Annotated in this window: 13 protein-coding genes and 1 pseudogene; 8 read left to right on the top strand and 6 right to left on the bottom strand. The window is 41.7% G+C overall.

What is annotated here, in order from left to right:
• From cobA to F8S12_RS38825, 3 genes are all read left to right on the top strand, one after another.
• A partial coding sequence (gene cobA, locus F8S12_RS38835) for a uroporphyrinogen-III C-methyltransferase (RefSeq protein WP_196521608.1) occupies nt 1–1,585 on the top strand: 1,585 nt, incomplete at its 5' end.
• A gap of 47 nt (nt 1,586–1,632) precedes the next feature.
• Nucleotides 1,633–2,241, top strand: coding sequence for a dephospho-CoA kinase (gene coaE / locus F8S12_RS38830; protein WP_196521607.1), 609 nt, complete (start codon nt 1,633–1,635; stop codon nt 2,239–2,241).
• Nucleotides 2,242–2,769: 528 nt separating this feature from the next.
• Nucleotides 2,770–3,096, top strand: coding sequence for a hypothetical protein (locus F8S12_RS38825; protein ID WP_196521606.1), 327 nt, complete (start codon nt 2,770–2,772; stop codon nt 3,094–3,096).
• 81 nt (nt 3,097–3,177) lie between these two features.
• Here F8S12_RS38825 and F8S12_RS38820 read toward each other — a convergent pair whose 3' ends face one another.
• A complete protein-coding gene (locus F8S12_RS38820; RefSeq protein WP_196521605.1) occupies nt 3,178–4,581 on the bottom strand; it encodes a hypothetical protein in 1,404 nt (467 codons plus the stop codon).
• Nucleotides 4,582–4,799: 218 nt separating this feature from the next.
• Complete coding sequence (locus F8S12_RS38815) at nt 4,800–6,194, bottom strand: TldD/PmbA family protein (RefSeq protein WP_196521614.1); 1,395 nt, start codon at nt 6,192–6,194, stop codon at nt 4,800–4,802.
• Nucleotides 6,195–6,508: 314 nt separating this feature from the next.
• On the opposite strand from F8S12_RS38815, the gene F8S12_RS38810 reads away from it, so the two are divergent.
• Nucleotides 6,509–6,826 (top strand): RNA recognition motif domain-containing protein, encoded by a 318-nt coding sequence (locus F8S12_RS38810; protein ID WP_196521604.1) that lies wholly within the window; start codon nt 6,509–6,511, stop codon nt 6,824–6,826.
• A 121-nt stretch (nt 6,827–6,947) separates the two neighbouring features.
• Nucleotides 6,948–7,139 (top strand): 30S ribosomal protein S21, encoded by a 192-nt coding sequence (rpsU, locus tag F8S12_RS38805; RefSeq protein WP_196521603.1) that lies wholly within the window; start codon nt 6,948–6,950, stop codon nt 7,137–7,139.
• Between the two features lie 143 nt (nt 7,140–7,282).
• On the opposite strand, the gene F8S12_RS38800 is transcribed toward rpsU, so the two are convergent.
• From F8S12_RS38800 to F8S12_RS38790, 3 genes are read right to left on the bottom strand one after another with little or no spacing between them, the layout of a single operon-like run.
• A complete protein-coding gene (locus tag F8S12_RS38800; RefSeq protein ID WP_196521602.1) occupies nt 7,283–7,990 on the bottom strand; it encodes an actin-binding WH2 domain-containing protein in 708 nt (235 codons plus the stop codon).
• 42 nt (nt 7,991–8,032) lie between these two features.
• Complete coding sequence (locus F8S12_RS38795) at nt 8,033–8,737, bottom strand: actin-binding WH2 domain-containing protein (protein ID WP_196521601.1); 705 nt, start codon at nt 8,735–8,737, stop codon at nt 8,033–8,035.
• A 22-nt stretch (nt 8,738–8,759) separates the two neighbouring features.
• Nucleotides 8,760–10,307 (bottom strand): FAD-binding oxidoreductase, encoded by a 1,548-nt coding sequence (locus tag F8S12_RS38790; RefSeq protein WP_196521600.1) that lies wholly within the window; start codon nt 10,305–10,307, stop codon nt 8,760–8,762.
• Between the two features lie 246 nt (nt 10,308–10,553).
• On the opposite strand from F8S12_RS38790, the pseudogene F8S12_RS38785 reads away from it, so the two are divergent.
• A pseudogene (locus F8S12_RS38785) lies at nt 10,554–11,123 on the top strand (Uma2 family endonuclease).
• A gap of 164 nt (nt 11,124–11,287) precedes the next feature.
• Here the strand turns inward: F8S12_RS38785 and F8S12_RS38780 are convergent.
• Entirely contained in the window at nt 11,288–13,396 is a 2,109-nt protein-coding gene (locus tag F8S12_RS38780) for a pentapeptide repeat-containing protein (RefSeq protein WP_196521599.1), read from the bottom strand.
• A gap of 532 nt (nt 13,397–13,928) precedes the next feature.
• Between F8S12_RS38780 and thrC the strand changes: the two genes are divergently transcribed.
• Nucleotides 13,929–15,233, top strand: coding sequence for a threonine synthase (gene thrC, locus F8S12_RS38775; RefSeq protein WP_196521598.1), 1,305 nt, complete (start codon nt 13,929–13,931; stop codon nt 15,231–15,233).
• A gap of 82 nt (nt 15,234–15,315) precedes the next feature.
• Nucleotides 15,316–15,591, top strand: coding sequence for a MoaD/ThiS family protein (locus F8S12_RS38770; protein WP_196521613.1), 276 nt, complete (start codon nt 15,316–15,318; stop codon nt 15,589–15,591).
• Nucleotides 15,592–15,792: the final 201 nt, after the last annotated feature.

Genomic DNA, 15,792 nt, shown 5'->3' with positions numbered 1-15,792 from the left:
TCGGGGCAAAGTCTACTTAGTAGGTGCTGGGCCTGGAGATGTGGCATACCTGACAGTAAAAGCTTACAATCTCTTAGCTGCTGCTCAGGTGTTAGTCTACGATGCTTTAGTAGATGCTCAATTATTGCAGTGTGTACCACCTGATTGCTTGAAGTTGGATGTCGGTAAACGCGGTGGTAAACCCAGCACAAACCAAGCTGAGATTAATAAGTTACTGGTAAATTACTGTCAGCAAGGAAAACAAGTTGTACGGCTCAAATCAGGCGATCCGTTAATTTTTGGACGTTGCACTTCCGAAATTGAAGCCTTAAAAGCATCTGGTTGTGATTTTGAACTAGTACCAGGAATTTCTTCAGCCCTTGCAGCCCCTTTGCTGGCAGGAATTCCCCTAACAGATCCAGTTTTAAGTCGTTGTTTTGCAGTGTTTACAGCTCACGAACCAGAGGTTTTAGACTGGGAGGCAGTATCACGCTTAGAAACATTAGTAATTTTGATGGGAGGGCAACATCTGCCAGAGATTGTACATCAGCTGGTGCGGCACGGGCGATCGCACTTAACACCCATTGCCATCATCCGTTGGGCAGGAACTCCTCATCAACAAATTTGGACAGCGCAACTGGGCAATATTTTGGAACAAACCACCGGATTATCCCTCTCGCCAGCAGTAATTGTTATTGGCGAAGTTGTTGGGCTACGCAAGTACTTGCAACCTGAGAAAATAGATTATCAGGATTTAACTACAGTCAAAACTCCTAGCCCCCCAGCTATGTCAACTAATCGCCCCCCATTTGCCCAACCCCTCACTAGCAAAACAATCTTAGTAACGCGTTCAGTCGGACAGTCGAGCCAATTTAGCGATCGCCTCATCGCATTAGGGGCGACAGTCATTGAAATGCCCACCTTAGAAATCGGCCCGCCTTCTAATTGGCAAGATTTAGATAATGCGATCGCTAATTTATCTAACTTCGACTGGTTAATTCTCACTTCTACCAACGGCATAGACTACTTTTTTGAAAGGTTAATTGCCCAAGGTAAAGATACCCGCGCTTTGGCTGGCATCAAAATTGCCGTTGTTGGTGAGAAAACAGCCCAAAGTCTCAAACAACACTCTCTTCAACCAGATTTTATTCCCCCTAACTTTGTTGCCGATTCTTTAGTAGAAAATTTTCCAGAGGAACTGCATGGAAAAAAGGTTTTATTTCCCAGAGTTGAAAGCGGTGGAAGAGAATTTTTGGTTAAGGAATTAACTGCCAAGGGAGCAAAGGTAATTGAAGTTGCAGCGTATCAATCTTGTTGTCCTAATAGTATTCCACCTGCGGCAGAGTTAGCTCTCCAAAACCGCAAAGTAAATGTAATTACCTTTGCCAGTTCTAAAACTGTGCAATTTTTCTGTCAACTTACTGACAACATATTTTCTGACAACTCTGATGCTAGTCAATTTTTAGAAAGTGTTTGTATTGCATCTATCGGCCCCCAAACCTCTAAAACTTGTCATTCTTTATTCGGGCGTGTGGATGTAGAAGCCCAAGAGTATACCTTAGATGGTTTAACCCAAGCACTAATAAGATGGGCAACTAATTCTTAAATTAGAGAGATAAGCAATGCCCCATGCCCCATGCCCTATAATAACAAATGACAAAACGCATAATCGGCTTAACCGGAAATATTGCCACAGGCAAAACCACCGTTACCAATTATTTAGCTAGTGCTTATAATCTGCCAATTTTGGATGCAGATATTTATGCTAGAGAAGCAGTATCTTTAGGTTCGCCTATTCTTGGTGCGATCGCTCAACGTTACGGCGAGGAAATTTTACTACCAGATGCTAGCCTCAACCGCCAAAAGCTAGGCGAAATTATTTTTAATTGTCAAGATGAACGCAACTGGGTAGAGAATTTAATACATCCTTACGTGCGCGATCGCTTCCTTAAAGAAATTGCCCAATCTTCCTCACAAACACTGGTGTTAGTAGTCCCTTTATTATTTGAAGCTGGGATGACTGACTTGGTTACAGAAATCTGGTTAGTAAGTTGTTCCCAAGAGCAACAACTGCAAAGATTGATACAACGAAATAATTTAAATAGAGAACAGGCACAAGCTCGGATCAATAGCCAATTATCTATTAAAGAAAAAGTGGCTCATGCAAATGTTGTTTTAGAGAACTTTTCCACCCTAGAAGTATTACTCAAACAGATAGATGTAGCCCTAATACCGATGATTAACGACATTCTTAAGACATAAAATATTTATAAATGAATATTATCTAGTTAAGTAAAAAATACTCATACCTGACCCCATCTTATTCAATAATTCGGTGATCTTACAGTTGAATCTGCGGTTGATAGTACTGTAAATTTAATTAGCTAGTAAAAAAATAGCTCATATCACTTCTGTTATTTGACTGGATGCTCAAAAGTGAAACGAATAAAAATCACTAGGATGATCAACAAGGAATTTTTACTTGATATATACAGCATCATTATTGGTCTTAAAGGTTGTTTAACAAAAGATACAACTTGGTAGTAATTAAACATTAGTAACTCAGAACTAAGACTTTAAAAAAACTTGATTTTGAATTATTAGTTTTATTCTTTAATTGTTTTTAAGTGCCTTTTCAAGGAACTGGTTATAATTTCTTCTTTGTTACTCAGTTGATTTCTGACTATATTGTCCACCTGTTTGATTCTCGATTGGTGATTGAAAGGAATTAAGATTAATTTAGAGTCCAAAACTCTTTGTTATGTGTCTCTCCTTCAAGAGAACTCACTTATGTCTTTAATAAGAACAGGTATGAATTTAAGTTTTAGTTTTTTAAATAAGTTAGTTCTGCCTAGCTCTCCAGCAAACCAATTAAAACAGAAGAATAAAATACACGATTACAGCCAACAAGTTTGGGGAAGCGACTATGTATTTGAGCGGCTAAATGGAGGAATCTTAGGGTATATGACTGGAGTAGGGAAAGGCATCAAACCCAGCGATCGGATTATTTTACGACAAGGGCATGAATCTTATCAATATCAAGTTGAGGAAATTGATTACTACTCCGATCCGTCTGATATGTGGATAGCTTTACTCAAGCAATTACTGGTTGACTAAATATTAAAGCCAACCAGTTACTTCAATTTTATATGTGAAGGTTCTCCTTCTCTTATTACAAAAGAAGAGAAGAGAATGTATTTATTTTAAATTGACCAAAAAATGAGCTATTAAAGTATTTCTTTCGTAGGATAACAGGTAAAGATGCAAGAGATTTGGATTATCTTTATCAAGGTGCATCACTGAACCATCAACCGCTAAACGATGATGATCTATCCACCGCCCTTGTGAATCTAGTAAAAAACTGAAGTAGGGGCTGATATCTGGATGATTCTTCGTTAATTCTTCGTAGCTTTGATAAAAAGGAGGTATGCCAATTCCCATTGGCATATATAAGCCTTTAGAATACTCTTCTACAGGCAATTGAGGAAGCGTTTTAAGATTAATACCACTAATGAATAATCTATTTTGTTCACTATTCTTAGTATCTGTGAATACTAACTCAATCTCCTGTAAATTTTGTTCAACGTCAATCGGTTTAACATTCCTCAAAATGGCTTTGTTAAATTTGCCTATCCGCCAGTATTCATTTCCCCAAGGCTTATTTTGATCGTAAAATCCTGGTGGTCGAAAACTTGCAAATTTAATTTCATTTTTAGCATCATAAAAATCTCTCCATTTTGTGATATTTGTAACTAGTGTAGTTCTAACTTTCCTACCTTGCTCTCCAGACACAATTATCCTTTCATCAAGCGGAAACTGAGTAGCAACTTCTTTTTCATCAATTACGTTTCTTAGCAGATTAGTCTTTACTATTGTGCCACTTGGATCTTGCCAGTGTTCTAATCTCCACCAATGCCGCCAATAAGAAATATTATTAATATTTTCAAAAATGTTTTTGTAATGTCCCATCGGGAAAGTAAACCAACTTTGGTAATAAAGGGATTTATTACCGTCCTCTTTAGTGAAAAGTAAAATTTCCCAAAATCCTGCATTTAAGCAATTGTTGGCTAAGGCTACCTCTACGAGGTTTTGTTTTTCAAACCCATCTCCTCCGACAATTTCTATATTTTTGGAATTAGCAGGAAAACTAATCTGTTGTCTGTTCCACTCGCGGTCTGTAAAAGCGATTACTTCTAAACCCTTGTCTTTTTTTGCCCATTCCGGCGCTTTAGGGACTAATAGCTCTAAATTAACATTTTTTATAACTATCTGTGCTGTTTTTTTGTCTGTTGGCTCAAGCACAAAATCAAAATGTTTATCATCTATTTTAATAAGTGTTAATTTTCTGTGAGAATATCTCTGAAAGTTTTTGCCTAAAGGCGCGGGATTTGCTGGATAATCGACATTAGATAATTCTTGTAGTTCTACATTCATCTTATTATCAAATCTATATCTCGATTTAAACCAAAAACCACCAAGTCCTAGCAAACCAAGACATAGGATAAGGGTGCTAAATAAAATCTGTTTCTTTGTAACTCTGAAACTAGGTTTGACAAATAAAGAAAAGCCTGCATTTTTTTCATTTACAGAAGTATTATTCATTGGATAAATTCCTTTATATAAGAATGCTGTTTATAGAATACTCATCTGTGAAACTGATTCCTTATCTGTGGTGGCAAAGTCCACATTACTAACAATTGAAAATTCAAACAATATCAGACGGTAATTTAACCTCCGAAGTTGCAAGCGGAGGTTTCCGACGCTCTCTACGAGACGCTACGCTATCCGCTCAGAACTTTCCAAGACGAATTTTGAATTGGTTAAGTTTCTCCACCAACCACTACATCTCGAATTCGTAGACTCGGGCCACCACAACCCACTGATAAGCCGTTTTGCCCCCCCTTACCACAACCACCGGATTCATCCCAGTAGAAATCATTACCAATTGCCTCAATATCCGCTAAAGTTTGGAATACATTTCCCGAAAGCGTCACATCCCGCACCGGTTCAGCAATTTTGCCGTTTCTAATCATCCACGCTTCCCCGGCACTAAAGGTGAACATTTCCCCATTCGTCATGCCACCCAGCCAATTACGGGCATAAACTCCTTCTTTGATATCAGTTAATAAGTCTTCGACTGGCGTTTTGCCCCGTTCAATCCAGGTATTTGTCATCCGCACAATGGGCGTAAAGTGATAGTTGAGACAACGGGCGTTACCAGTAGGTGCTTCCTCTAATTTGCCAGCAGTTTCACGAGAATGTAAACGTCCAACTAAAACTCCATCTTTAATTAGTTGAGTAGTAGTAGCAGGCGTGCCTTCATCGTCATAAAAATAACTACCGCGATGTCCCTCTGGGGCAGCACCATCAAAAATTTGCAGTTCTTCTGAACCAAATCGTCGTCCAAGGGTCATGACTTCCAGCAGATCAGGGTTTTCGTAAGCCATATCGGCCTCAGAAAGATGTCCGAAGGCTTCGTGAACAAACAAACCTGTAAGAATTGGGTCAATGACTACCGTGTAAGTATTACCTTTGGCCGATGGCAGAGATAAAGCTGCGATCGCTCTTTGGGCAGCACTTTTGACTTGTTTATCAAGATCAGTTAAATCTTCGTAGGCTTTGCGAGAGCCAGTAGTTTCCCGTCCAGTTTGTACCGTTTCGCCGTTTCTGGCGGTGGCGGCAAAGCGCATTTCCATATCCACCCAAGATTGCTCGATTAGAGTCCCTTCTGAGGTAGCGATGATCACTTTTTGGGCGCTGTCTCCATAGCGCACCGAGGTAGTAGTAATCCGGTGATCAACACTTTTGAGCAATTCAGTATAGCGATCGCACAACTGTTTTTTCTTCCAGAGTGGGATCTTTCGAGGATCAGTGCCTTCTAAGGGTAGTTTGCATACTGCTTGCACTGGATCAATGGGTGCAAGTAAAGTTTCTTCATCACCAACCATCCGCGCAGCAGCGATCGCTTCTTCTATCCGCTCCTTAATTGTCGAAAGCTGGTTAAAGCAGCTCAACCCCCATCCACCTTTATAACAGGCGCGAATATGTCCACCAATCGAGATGCCTTCACTAAGGGTTTCTACCTTGTCGCCACGCAACAAGATATCAGTCCCTTCTGCTTCTTCAAGGCGAATCATCAGATAATCTACACGCTCACAGTTGCGGGCGATCAAGTCAGAAAGCAAATTTTGGGCATCAGCAAGTGTAGTCGGCATTTCCAAGTAAGTAATAATCATGACGGACTGCATTTATTTTGCAATTATTTCAGGAATTTCTGCTATTCAATGTCGGAATTTACCTATGAATCCCTGATTTAGAAGATGTTTGAGAAGACCACAGGCGATCGCTGACTCTTAGTACTTTCAACTTACTGTGGGTAAGAACTGAATAATGTGCTAAGATGATCATGTGAGAATGAAATTCGGTTACAGCGTTTGTTTTTAGTATTGACAGGCTTTTCCCTTTTGGTCTTAACAAGCTTGTCTCCGAAATCTAAATCTCTACAAACCTATGATTTTGGAGATAATGCATGTCAATTTATGTAGGTAATCTATCCTACGAGGTCACACAAGAAGACCTTACTTCGGTTTTTGCTGAACATGGTTCTGTAAAGCGCGTTCAGTTACCTACTGACCGTGAAACAGGACGTCCACGCGGTTTTGCTTTTGTAGAAATGGGTACAGAAGCGGAAGAAACAGCCGCCATTGAAGCTCTTGATGGTGCTGAGTGGATGGGACGCGATCTCAAAGTGAATAAAGCGAAACCGAAAGAAGATAGAGGTGGTTCCTTTGGCGGTGGACGAAATAACAGTGGTGGTGGTGGTGGATACTCTAGAGGCCGCTACTAAGTTCTAACACTAAAAAATTAAGTTTTAAGGTCTTAAGGGCAGATAATGAGTCTGCCCTTTTTGCGCTACGGTCTACTGGATAGCTTAAAATTGCCCAGTACCAATTAAGTAGGAGATTAAAATGACCCAAGTATTTGTGGGCGAAAATGAAGGAATTGAGTCAGCCTTACGTCGATTTAAGAGGGAAGTTTCCAAAGCAGGTATTTTTCCAGACATGAGAAAGCATCGTCACTTTGAAACGCCCCTGGAAAAACACAAGCGCAAAGAAGTTGCTAGGCACAAACAACGTAAGAGAAGTTTTCGTCGCGATTGAGAACAAGCGATACCTATGGTTAGCTACGCTTCTCTGATAGAGCTAGTTTTCAAGTCAAAATTAGTTCAAATATTTTACTGCCTTGAAAGGCTTGGTACAAGTAGGTTTCAGCCGAGTTTACAAATCAGATATTAAGTTGCCTTTTAACGAAAACCCAAAATTTCAGAAATCGCCGCTACAATATCCAGATAAAAGTTGCCTTTGACTGCCCTAAATAATTCAAATTTGGAGTCAGGGGCACCGAAAAAGGGTCTGAGAAACCATCCTAACTGCATACCAACAAAGGCATAAAGCAACAACCAGGATCTTAAAATAGTGGTGCGGGTTTTTTTCCCAACTTCATCTTGTTGAGAAAGTAACTGCATTCCCTCATAAAGAAATTTTACGCCAAAGATGCCTGTGATGCCAAAAATTAAGACATTCAACAGTTTAAAAAATTGATAAGAGTCGGGTGTAGTAATTAGAAAAAATAGCGTAACTGGTGCCAAGCTGAATAAAAGTACACTAATTACCGATACAGATGTAAGCAACACAACAAAATGTTGTTGAATACTGCTGCGGGAACCAAACAAAACATTAAAAAAGAACAAAGTTGGGAAACAAATTATCAGTGTTAATAAATAAAATGCCGGAAGTTTGATAGCACCGGATAATGCTTGTGCCCAACTGTGGGCTGCACCGATAATCGCGCCATAGAGGGCAAAGAAAATGGAACTCGTTACGAACAGAGAACTGATTTTATTTTGTAATCTTATTCCATGACGAATTTCTTCTAAGAAAGACTGGCGATCGCGCAATAAATTAATCAAAACACCAAATTGTTGAATTCCGATATTTGGCTTTTTCAGCATAATTTTATATGTCGTATATTCTGTTTAATTACTAACTACTAATTAACGGATTCCCAAGAGATAGCTAATAGATTTAATGACGCTTAAATAGAAATTGCCTTCTCTTTCGCGGAACAGTTCAAAAACAGAGCCAGGTGTGCCAAAAAACGGTCTGAGAGTCCATCCTAACTGACTGCCTACGAAAGCGTAAAGAAATAGCCAAAATTGTAAAATCTTTTGGCGTGTCTTGCTACCTTCATTATCTTGTTCTAAAACTAAACTCGTGGCTTGATATAAAGACGAAACACCAATAAATCCAGTCAATGCAAAGACGAATACATTTAACAGAATTAAAAATTGGTAATTATTAGTGGTAATCAAGAAAAACAGCGTGATTGGTGCAAAGCTAAATAAAAGTACGCTTGTGATTGAAACCGCAGTCAAAACTAATGCTAAATGCTGTCCAAAAGTGCGTTTTGAACCAAAAATAATGTTAGCAAAGAACAACGTCGGGATACAAATCAAAAGTGTGATTAAATAAAGGGCTGGGAGTTTGATGGCGGAAGATAAAGCTTGCATCCAGCTATGATATGCACCAATGATTGCACCATAAGCAGCGAGGAATAAGGAACTGCAAACCAGCAGAGAAATGATTTTAGTTGGTAATCGTGTACCTTGACGAATTTCTTCTAGAAAACCTTGGCGATCGCGCAGAAAACCAACCAGTACTGCAAAGTATTTGATTCCTACAGATTTCCGTTCAATCATGTTATCCTCACACAGGTATTATTCAAATTTCATCTGAGTAATCACCGCCAGAACCATACTTCCAAGCATCAATCAAACGATGCCAGTAATATTGTTGTTCATTTGGTTGATTCTTAATCCATGTTTCTAGCATTGGACTCAACCAAAATAAGGCAGTATATACACCTAAATTACAGTAATGCACCATCCAATCTAACAAACTTCCTAAACCTACTTGCGGAATTATCTTGGCAACTAATACCGGATGAGAGAAACCAGTTTTTAACAGTGTTTGCGTTAGTGCCGAAAACTGTACTATATCCTGTAAAAACGGTTTTAGCACTGGTGTACCCAACTGTTGCATTTCCTGAAATACTGCCGAGAGTAGTTGGTTAATTTGATCTGGAGCAATTTTCTGATTTACACCAACACTCATCGCCCTTTGAAACAACCAAGTAACAGTCAAACTTGGCTGATAGGGTTGCAGCAGTGCGAGGGCTTTTGGAGATGATTGTTCTGTTTCCAGCGCTTCGTAAATGCCATAAGTTAAACGCTTCAAATGACGCACCATTGCGCCAAAACCACCAAAACTTAAGGGAGATTGACTACCACTGCTATCACCTGCTGGTAGAATGCGATTCCAAGGGGTTTTTAGCGGACTTTGGCGATAGGTGGGAAAGAAACCAAATAGCGATCGCTGAAATTTTAGCTGGCTCAATTCCACTCCCTGATATTCTGGTAAGAGACGCAGATATTCATCAAATAGAGCTTCTAAACTCAAGCGTTGGGGATGTGCATCCATGTAGGTAAACAAGTAAGTGGTTCTGCCATCCCTGGCTGGGAACGCTTCCCAGAAGTACTGACATTGATTCTGCAAAGATGTAAATGATAACAACAAGTCGCCTGAGTTATTTTCCGCAAAACCTTGGGCGCAACTTCCGACAACCAAGCACAGCGCGTCTGGTTTTTTGCCTTGGCGTGCTTGTTGGCTGATGGGTGAAAGATGTCCCATCGCGTCGATTAATAACCGAGTTTTGAATTGGTTATTTACCATCACCCCATCTGCATGAACCACCGCTTCAGTAAAGGGTGTGTTTTCTAACAACTTTCCCCCAGTGGCGAGAAATCGGGTTTTTAAGGTAGCCAGTAGATAAACTGGATCTACGCCGATATTCAAAACATCTTCTACCCAAACTTCTGTACCGCCAGCAAAACTAACTCGCGCCGGGTTATATTGAGTTGCGATCGCACTTGCTAATTCCTCCTCTGTTAGCAAATTCAATTCCACAAATACATCTAATTCTTTGCGAGAAATATTCCACTCTTGTTCCCTCCCCCGCAAAATTCCCCGTTCCATCAACGCCACCCGTAGCCCCTTCACCGCCAAGGCGCAACCAATTAAAATGCCCAAGGTGCCACCGCAGATAATTACATCGAAGTCTACGACACCTAAAGGCTGTTGACTTTCTTTAACTAACGTTGGGATAGGTGTGGAGTTTTCGCGCAGAGATGTGAGAATGCGATCGCTTTGACGCAACCCTCCTAAAACATCGCCCGGTAATTGGGAAAGAATTTCTTCAGTTAAAGACATTTTGGAAAAACTCAACTCTACATTCCAAAACTACCTGAGAATGAAGAAAGTAGATATGATCATGACTAGATAATTCGTAATTGGGACAAGACTTACGCAAAAGAGATCCCCCCTAACCGCCCTTAAAAAGGGGGGAACTAGAATCTTTTGCCCCCTTTTTAAGGGGGTTGGGGGATCTCTTCTGCGTAATAGCTTATGGAACTCTTAATTACGAATTACGAATTACAAATTACGAATTACAAAAGTATGTTCACTACAAAACCTGTAGAACCTCTGTATACTTTTGAAGAATATCTCACCTACGATGACGGAACTAACAAGCGCTATGAACTTGAGGATGGGGTACTGCTAGAAATGCCTCCAGCCTCAGATTTGCATGAAGCTATCATTACTTTCTTGTTGATCCGCTTTTATCTGGAAATCCAACGACTAGGGTTAGATTGGTAGGTTCGCCCTAGCGGTACTGGCGTTCGCACCTCCGTCAAAAAATCCCGCCTTCCTGACTTAATTGTGATGACTGAAGAACAGCGACAATCTATTCAGGGTAAATCGGCTGTACTTGAGTTACCTCCACTGTTGGCAATAGAAGTGGTTAGCGCTGAGTCTGTGAAGCGAGATTATCAAAGGAAACCACTTGAGTATGCAGCCTTTTCTATCCCTGAATACTGGATTGTTGATCCTCTTGAGGCAAAGGTGACAGTCTGTTTGTTGGATGAAGGACATTATAACCAAACAGTATTTACAGGAAACCAGCAAATTTTTTCTCTGACTTTTCCTGAGTTAAAACTGACAGCGCAGCAGGTATTAACGGCTTAGGAATTTTTTATCGAATTTATCTTAAGTTAAAACCCTTTTCAAACCTCGTTTACAGCCTCTGGCTGGAAATGCTGCTCATTGCGGCTCTGCCGCGAGTAAGGGAGGCGGAGCCTTAATGAGGGGCATTCCCAGTCGGAGACTGGGAACGAGGTACGAGGTATCGATTATCCCAAACCGAATAATTTAGAAATCGCAGGGAATAGTTTATTAGTCGATTCAACAAGCGTTGCGATCGCAGGTAAACCAGAAAATAGCCCTTTCAACATGATGATTGCATTTTTTGCAGTCTTTTGCTTAGTGGATTCTTGAGGATTTTTACCTGCTTCTGCTAAAGCTTCTACCTGTAACAATGCATCAGCTTTGTCTGTTTCCGGCAAATCTGAGGACTGGGAAATTACCTCGTGCAACTGCGTCAACAATTCTTTAATGCCGGGTTTATCGGCATCGGTTGCATCAGGTAACTGATTGAGGGCAATATTCACATTACCACTGATAGTTCCCAGGTTAGCAACAGAACCACCGCCAGCGATACCGCTAACATTACTGCTACCTTGAATATTGATGCCACTGATATCTGACATGATGGTATTTCCTTGTGTATAAGATTTAGGCTGCCCAAGTGCAGTTGTTACCATATTCTCTAAATTACGAATGCGATCGCTTCTTTCTACCAGCAATAATTGCTGACTCTGCGATAAAGCTTTGAGTTGATTATAATCATCAAAATATTCTGCACTCAGTTGAGATTTATTGCTACCTGCTGCGGTTTTGGCTCTGAGTAAGAATTTATCATTGCCGCGTTTCTCCATTGCCACAATTTCTAACTCAGCTTCGGGATGATTTTCAGCGAGGTTTTTGAGGGCGATCGCGATCGCACGAGGGTCAACGTCTTGATTATGGTAAAGGTCGAGGGTGTCAAAAATTGGTTTGATAAAGTCGGCAAAATCCCCATCTGCAAATACCTCTCGTTTATTATCAGGTTTGCGGAGAGTGTCGGGATCTTCTTTTGTGGATAAGCGCATGAAGACATACTCGCATCTCACGCCATGCAATTTAGTTGTATTTGTAATGCCCCAATCTTCAATGTACGCACCTGTGAGAGTTGCACCTGTTAAATCAGTGCCGTCTAGTTGCGTCTGCTTTAGCTTTGCTCTTGATAAATTGGCATCTTGTAAATTAGCTTCACTGAGATCAGCGCCGATAAAGCTGGTATCAGCTAGGTTTACTGCTTTTAAGTTGATACCTCGCAGGTCTTGACGGTCAAAGTTATTGTCCTGTCCCTGTCCTGTAACCAGCAGTTGACGTACTTGTGAGTATTGAAGATAAGTTAAACCAGGACGAATACGGTCAAGCATTTTAGCTTGATGCCAACGGCTACAGATAAGGATAGTGTTTCGGAAATCTGTATTTTTGAGTCTAGCTTGGGTGAAATTAGCATTGGTTAAGTTAGCGCCACGAAAACTTGTACCTCCTGTTGCAGCAAAGGCGATCGCAATATTACGAATGAAAAAGTGTTTTTGATCTCCTTTCATGGCTCGCCAGCCGATGTAGATACTAAATAACGTTCCGGCTACGGCTACGGCTACGGCTCCGGCTCCAGCTACGGCTACGGCTACGGCTACGGCTCCGGCTACGGCTCCGGCTCCGGCGAAGGCTATCGCGAAGGCTACGGCGAAGGCTACGGCGAAGGCTACGGCTCCGGCTCCGGCGAAGGCGAAGGCTCCGGCTACGGCGAAGGCTCCGGCGAAGGCTACGGCTCCGGCTCCGGCGAAGGTTACGGCTACGGCTCCGGCTACGGCGAAGGCGAAGGCTCCGGCGAAGGCTCCGGCGAAGGCTACGGCGAAGGCTACGGCTCCGGCTACGGCTCCGGCTACGGCGAAGGCTACGGCGAAGACTACGGCTACGGCTCCTAAACCAGCTGTTATTCCTTGGCGAATTGTGATGAAGAAAAAGGCAATTAATACGATTAGGCAAGTCCAGCCGCCAATTTGATTCTCTAAGCTGGAAGTATCAAATATTAACGACACTAAATAACCATTCAAAGCCCATAAAAATCCTGACATTGCCGACAATAGCCACGAGACAAGGACTAAGAAAATTGTCCAACGGCGTTGCAGTCCAGCTTTGGCATAACTGAAGTTAGCACCTGTTAAATTAGCGTTGGTGAAGTTTGCCCCTCGGATGTCGGCATAGCTAAAGTTTGCACCCGCAAGGTCTTGTCTACCTTTGAAGTTGCGTCCTCGGAGATTTTGACGGGAAAAGTCTAAAGCCATATTGCACTTTACGGAGGTGAGCAAATTTTACTACACGCTCACCCCTGTAAATTCAGCTGACTTTTCACGGTATCTGGAAAACCTCTCTCTAAATCTCTCTTCTAAAAGGAGAGAGACTTTGAATTTTCCCCCTTCCCGCGTCGGGAAGGGGGTTAGGGGGTTAGGTTTTTCGTGGGCTTTTCCACATAACGTGAAAAGTCAGGTAAATTCAGGAAATGTTCGCATGGCAATCTCCAAGAGTTGCGATCGCAAGGTTTTGAGATTGCCACGCGACCCTCGCAATGACAAGCATTTAAACGGACATGATATAAAGTCCTACATTAGACAGATAAAATCGGGGAGTCTACGCCTCATTCTCGCTCCCCAAGCCCCTGTACATAATCAACGCAGAAACTACTAATATAAAATACTACTAAAATATTTTATTTTACACGCACTATACCCGATAATTTTTGTCGGGTATGTTTGACTGGTATTTTTCCTCGTGTTACTATCAAACGACAGTTGACGGACAAACAGGGAAAGCTAGTTTATGACTCAGGCAATCAAAACCCAAACACCAACCAGCACTGCCTACTTTCAAGCCTTGAAATGTAAGGAATGTGGTGCTGAATATGAACTCAAAGCCAAGAATGTTTGTGAGTTATGTTTTGGACCATTAGAAGTAAAGTTTGACTACAGCGCCCTACGTCAGACCGTCACTCGTGAAACAATTCAAGCTGGCCCCAATTCAATTTGGCGCTACCGTCCCTTTTTGCCTGTTGCAACTGACAATGTTATAGATGTGGGAACTGGTATGACTCCCTTGGTTCGTTCCCACCGTCTTGCCCGTCGCCTGGGTTTAAATAAGCTTTATATAAAAAATGATGCCGTTAATATGCCCACTCTTAGCTTTAAGGATCGGGTCGTGTCAGTCGCCCTTTCCAGGGCACGGGAGTTGGGTTTTACTACTGTTTCTTGCGCTAGCACCGGTAACTTGGCAAATTCTACAGCTGCGATCGCAGCTCATGCCGGTTTAGACTGCTGTGTATTCATCCCCGCAGATTTAGAAGCAGGTAAAATTATCGGTAGCCTAATCTACAGTCCCACCCTGATGGCTGTCAAGGGCAACTACGACCAAGTAAATCGTCTCTGTTCGGAAGTTGCTAATACATACGGATGGGGTTTTGTCAATATTAATTTGCGTCCTTACTACTCCGAAGGTTCTAAGACACTAGGCTTTGAAGTTGCAGAACAACTAGGTTGGGAGCTACCTGACCATATCGTTGCTCCTTTGGCATCTGGTTCCCTCTTTACAAAAATTTATAAAGGGTTCAAAGAATTTGTCGAAGTTGGTTTAGTAGAAGGCAAGAATGTCCGTTTTAGCGGCGCTCAAGCTGAAGGTTGTTCACCCATCGCCCAAGCATTTAAAGAAGGGCGCGACTTTATTAAGCCAGTGAAACCGAATACAATTGCTAAATCCATTGCGATCGGCAACCCAGCAGACGGCATTTATGCGGTGGATGTAGCTAAGAAGACTGGCGGTAACATTGAATCAGTCAATGATGCAGAAATTATTGATGGCATCAAGCTGCTGGCAGAAACCGAAGGTATCTTCACAGAAACGGCTGGTGGTACAACAGTTGCAGTACTGAAAAAATTAGTAGAAGCTGGCAAGATTGATCCAGATGAAACTACCGTAGTTTACATCACTGGTAATGGTCTGAAAACCCAAGAAGCAATTCAAGGTTACGTTGGCGAACCCTTGACTATTGATGCTAAACTCGATAGTTTTGAACGGGCTCTAGAGCGATCGCGTACTCTAGATCGCTTGGAATGGCAACAAGTCCTCGTTTAGTTATGAATTATGAGTTATGAGTTTTTTATTCATAACTCCTAACTCCTCACTCCTAACTCCTCACTCTTCATTTTTTACTTCTATGGCTGTAAAAGTTTTAATTCCTACTGCTCTTCAAAATTTGACCAATAACCAAGCTACTCTAGAATCCAATGGCAGCACCATTGCTGAATTATTGGACTCCTTAGAAGAAAGCTTTCCTGGGATTAAATCGCGGTTGTGCGATGAAAAGGGAGAGCTACGTCGGTTTCTAAATTTTTATGTTGATAGCGAAGATATCCGCTATTTGGATGGCATAAATACAGCCCTACAAGATGGCAATGAAGTCAGTATTGTCCCTGCTGTCGCTGGTGGTTAATACAGAGAACATCAAATAAAGCAGAAGCCGCACTAGACAAACCTTCGAGAGATTGCCTCGTTGCCTCGTTCCCAGTCTCAGACTGGGAATGCCATCAAGAGGCTCCGCCTCCTTTACTCGCAGCAGAGACGATGCAGCCAGCATTTGCTTCTTAGATCCTGGAAACGAGATTTTCTCCCGTATTTTGGCTGAAGTTGACCA

This window comes from Nostoc sp. WHI (assembly GCF_015714725.1).
Taxonomy (GTDB): Bacteria; Cyanobacteriota; Cyanobacteriia; order Cyanobacteriales; family Nostocaceae; genus Nostoc.
This window is presented reverse-complemented; position numbering and strand designations above follow the sequence as displayed.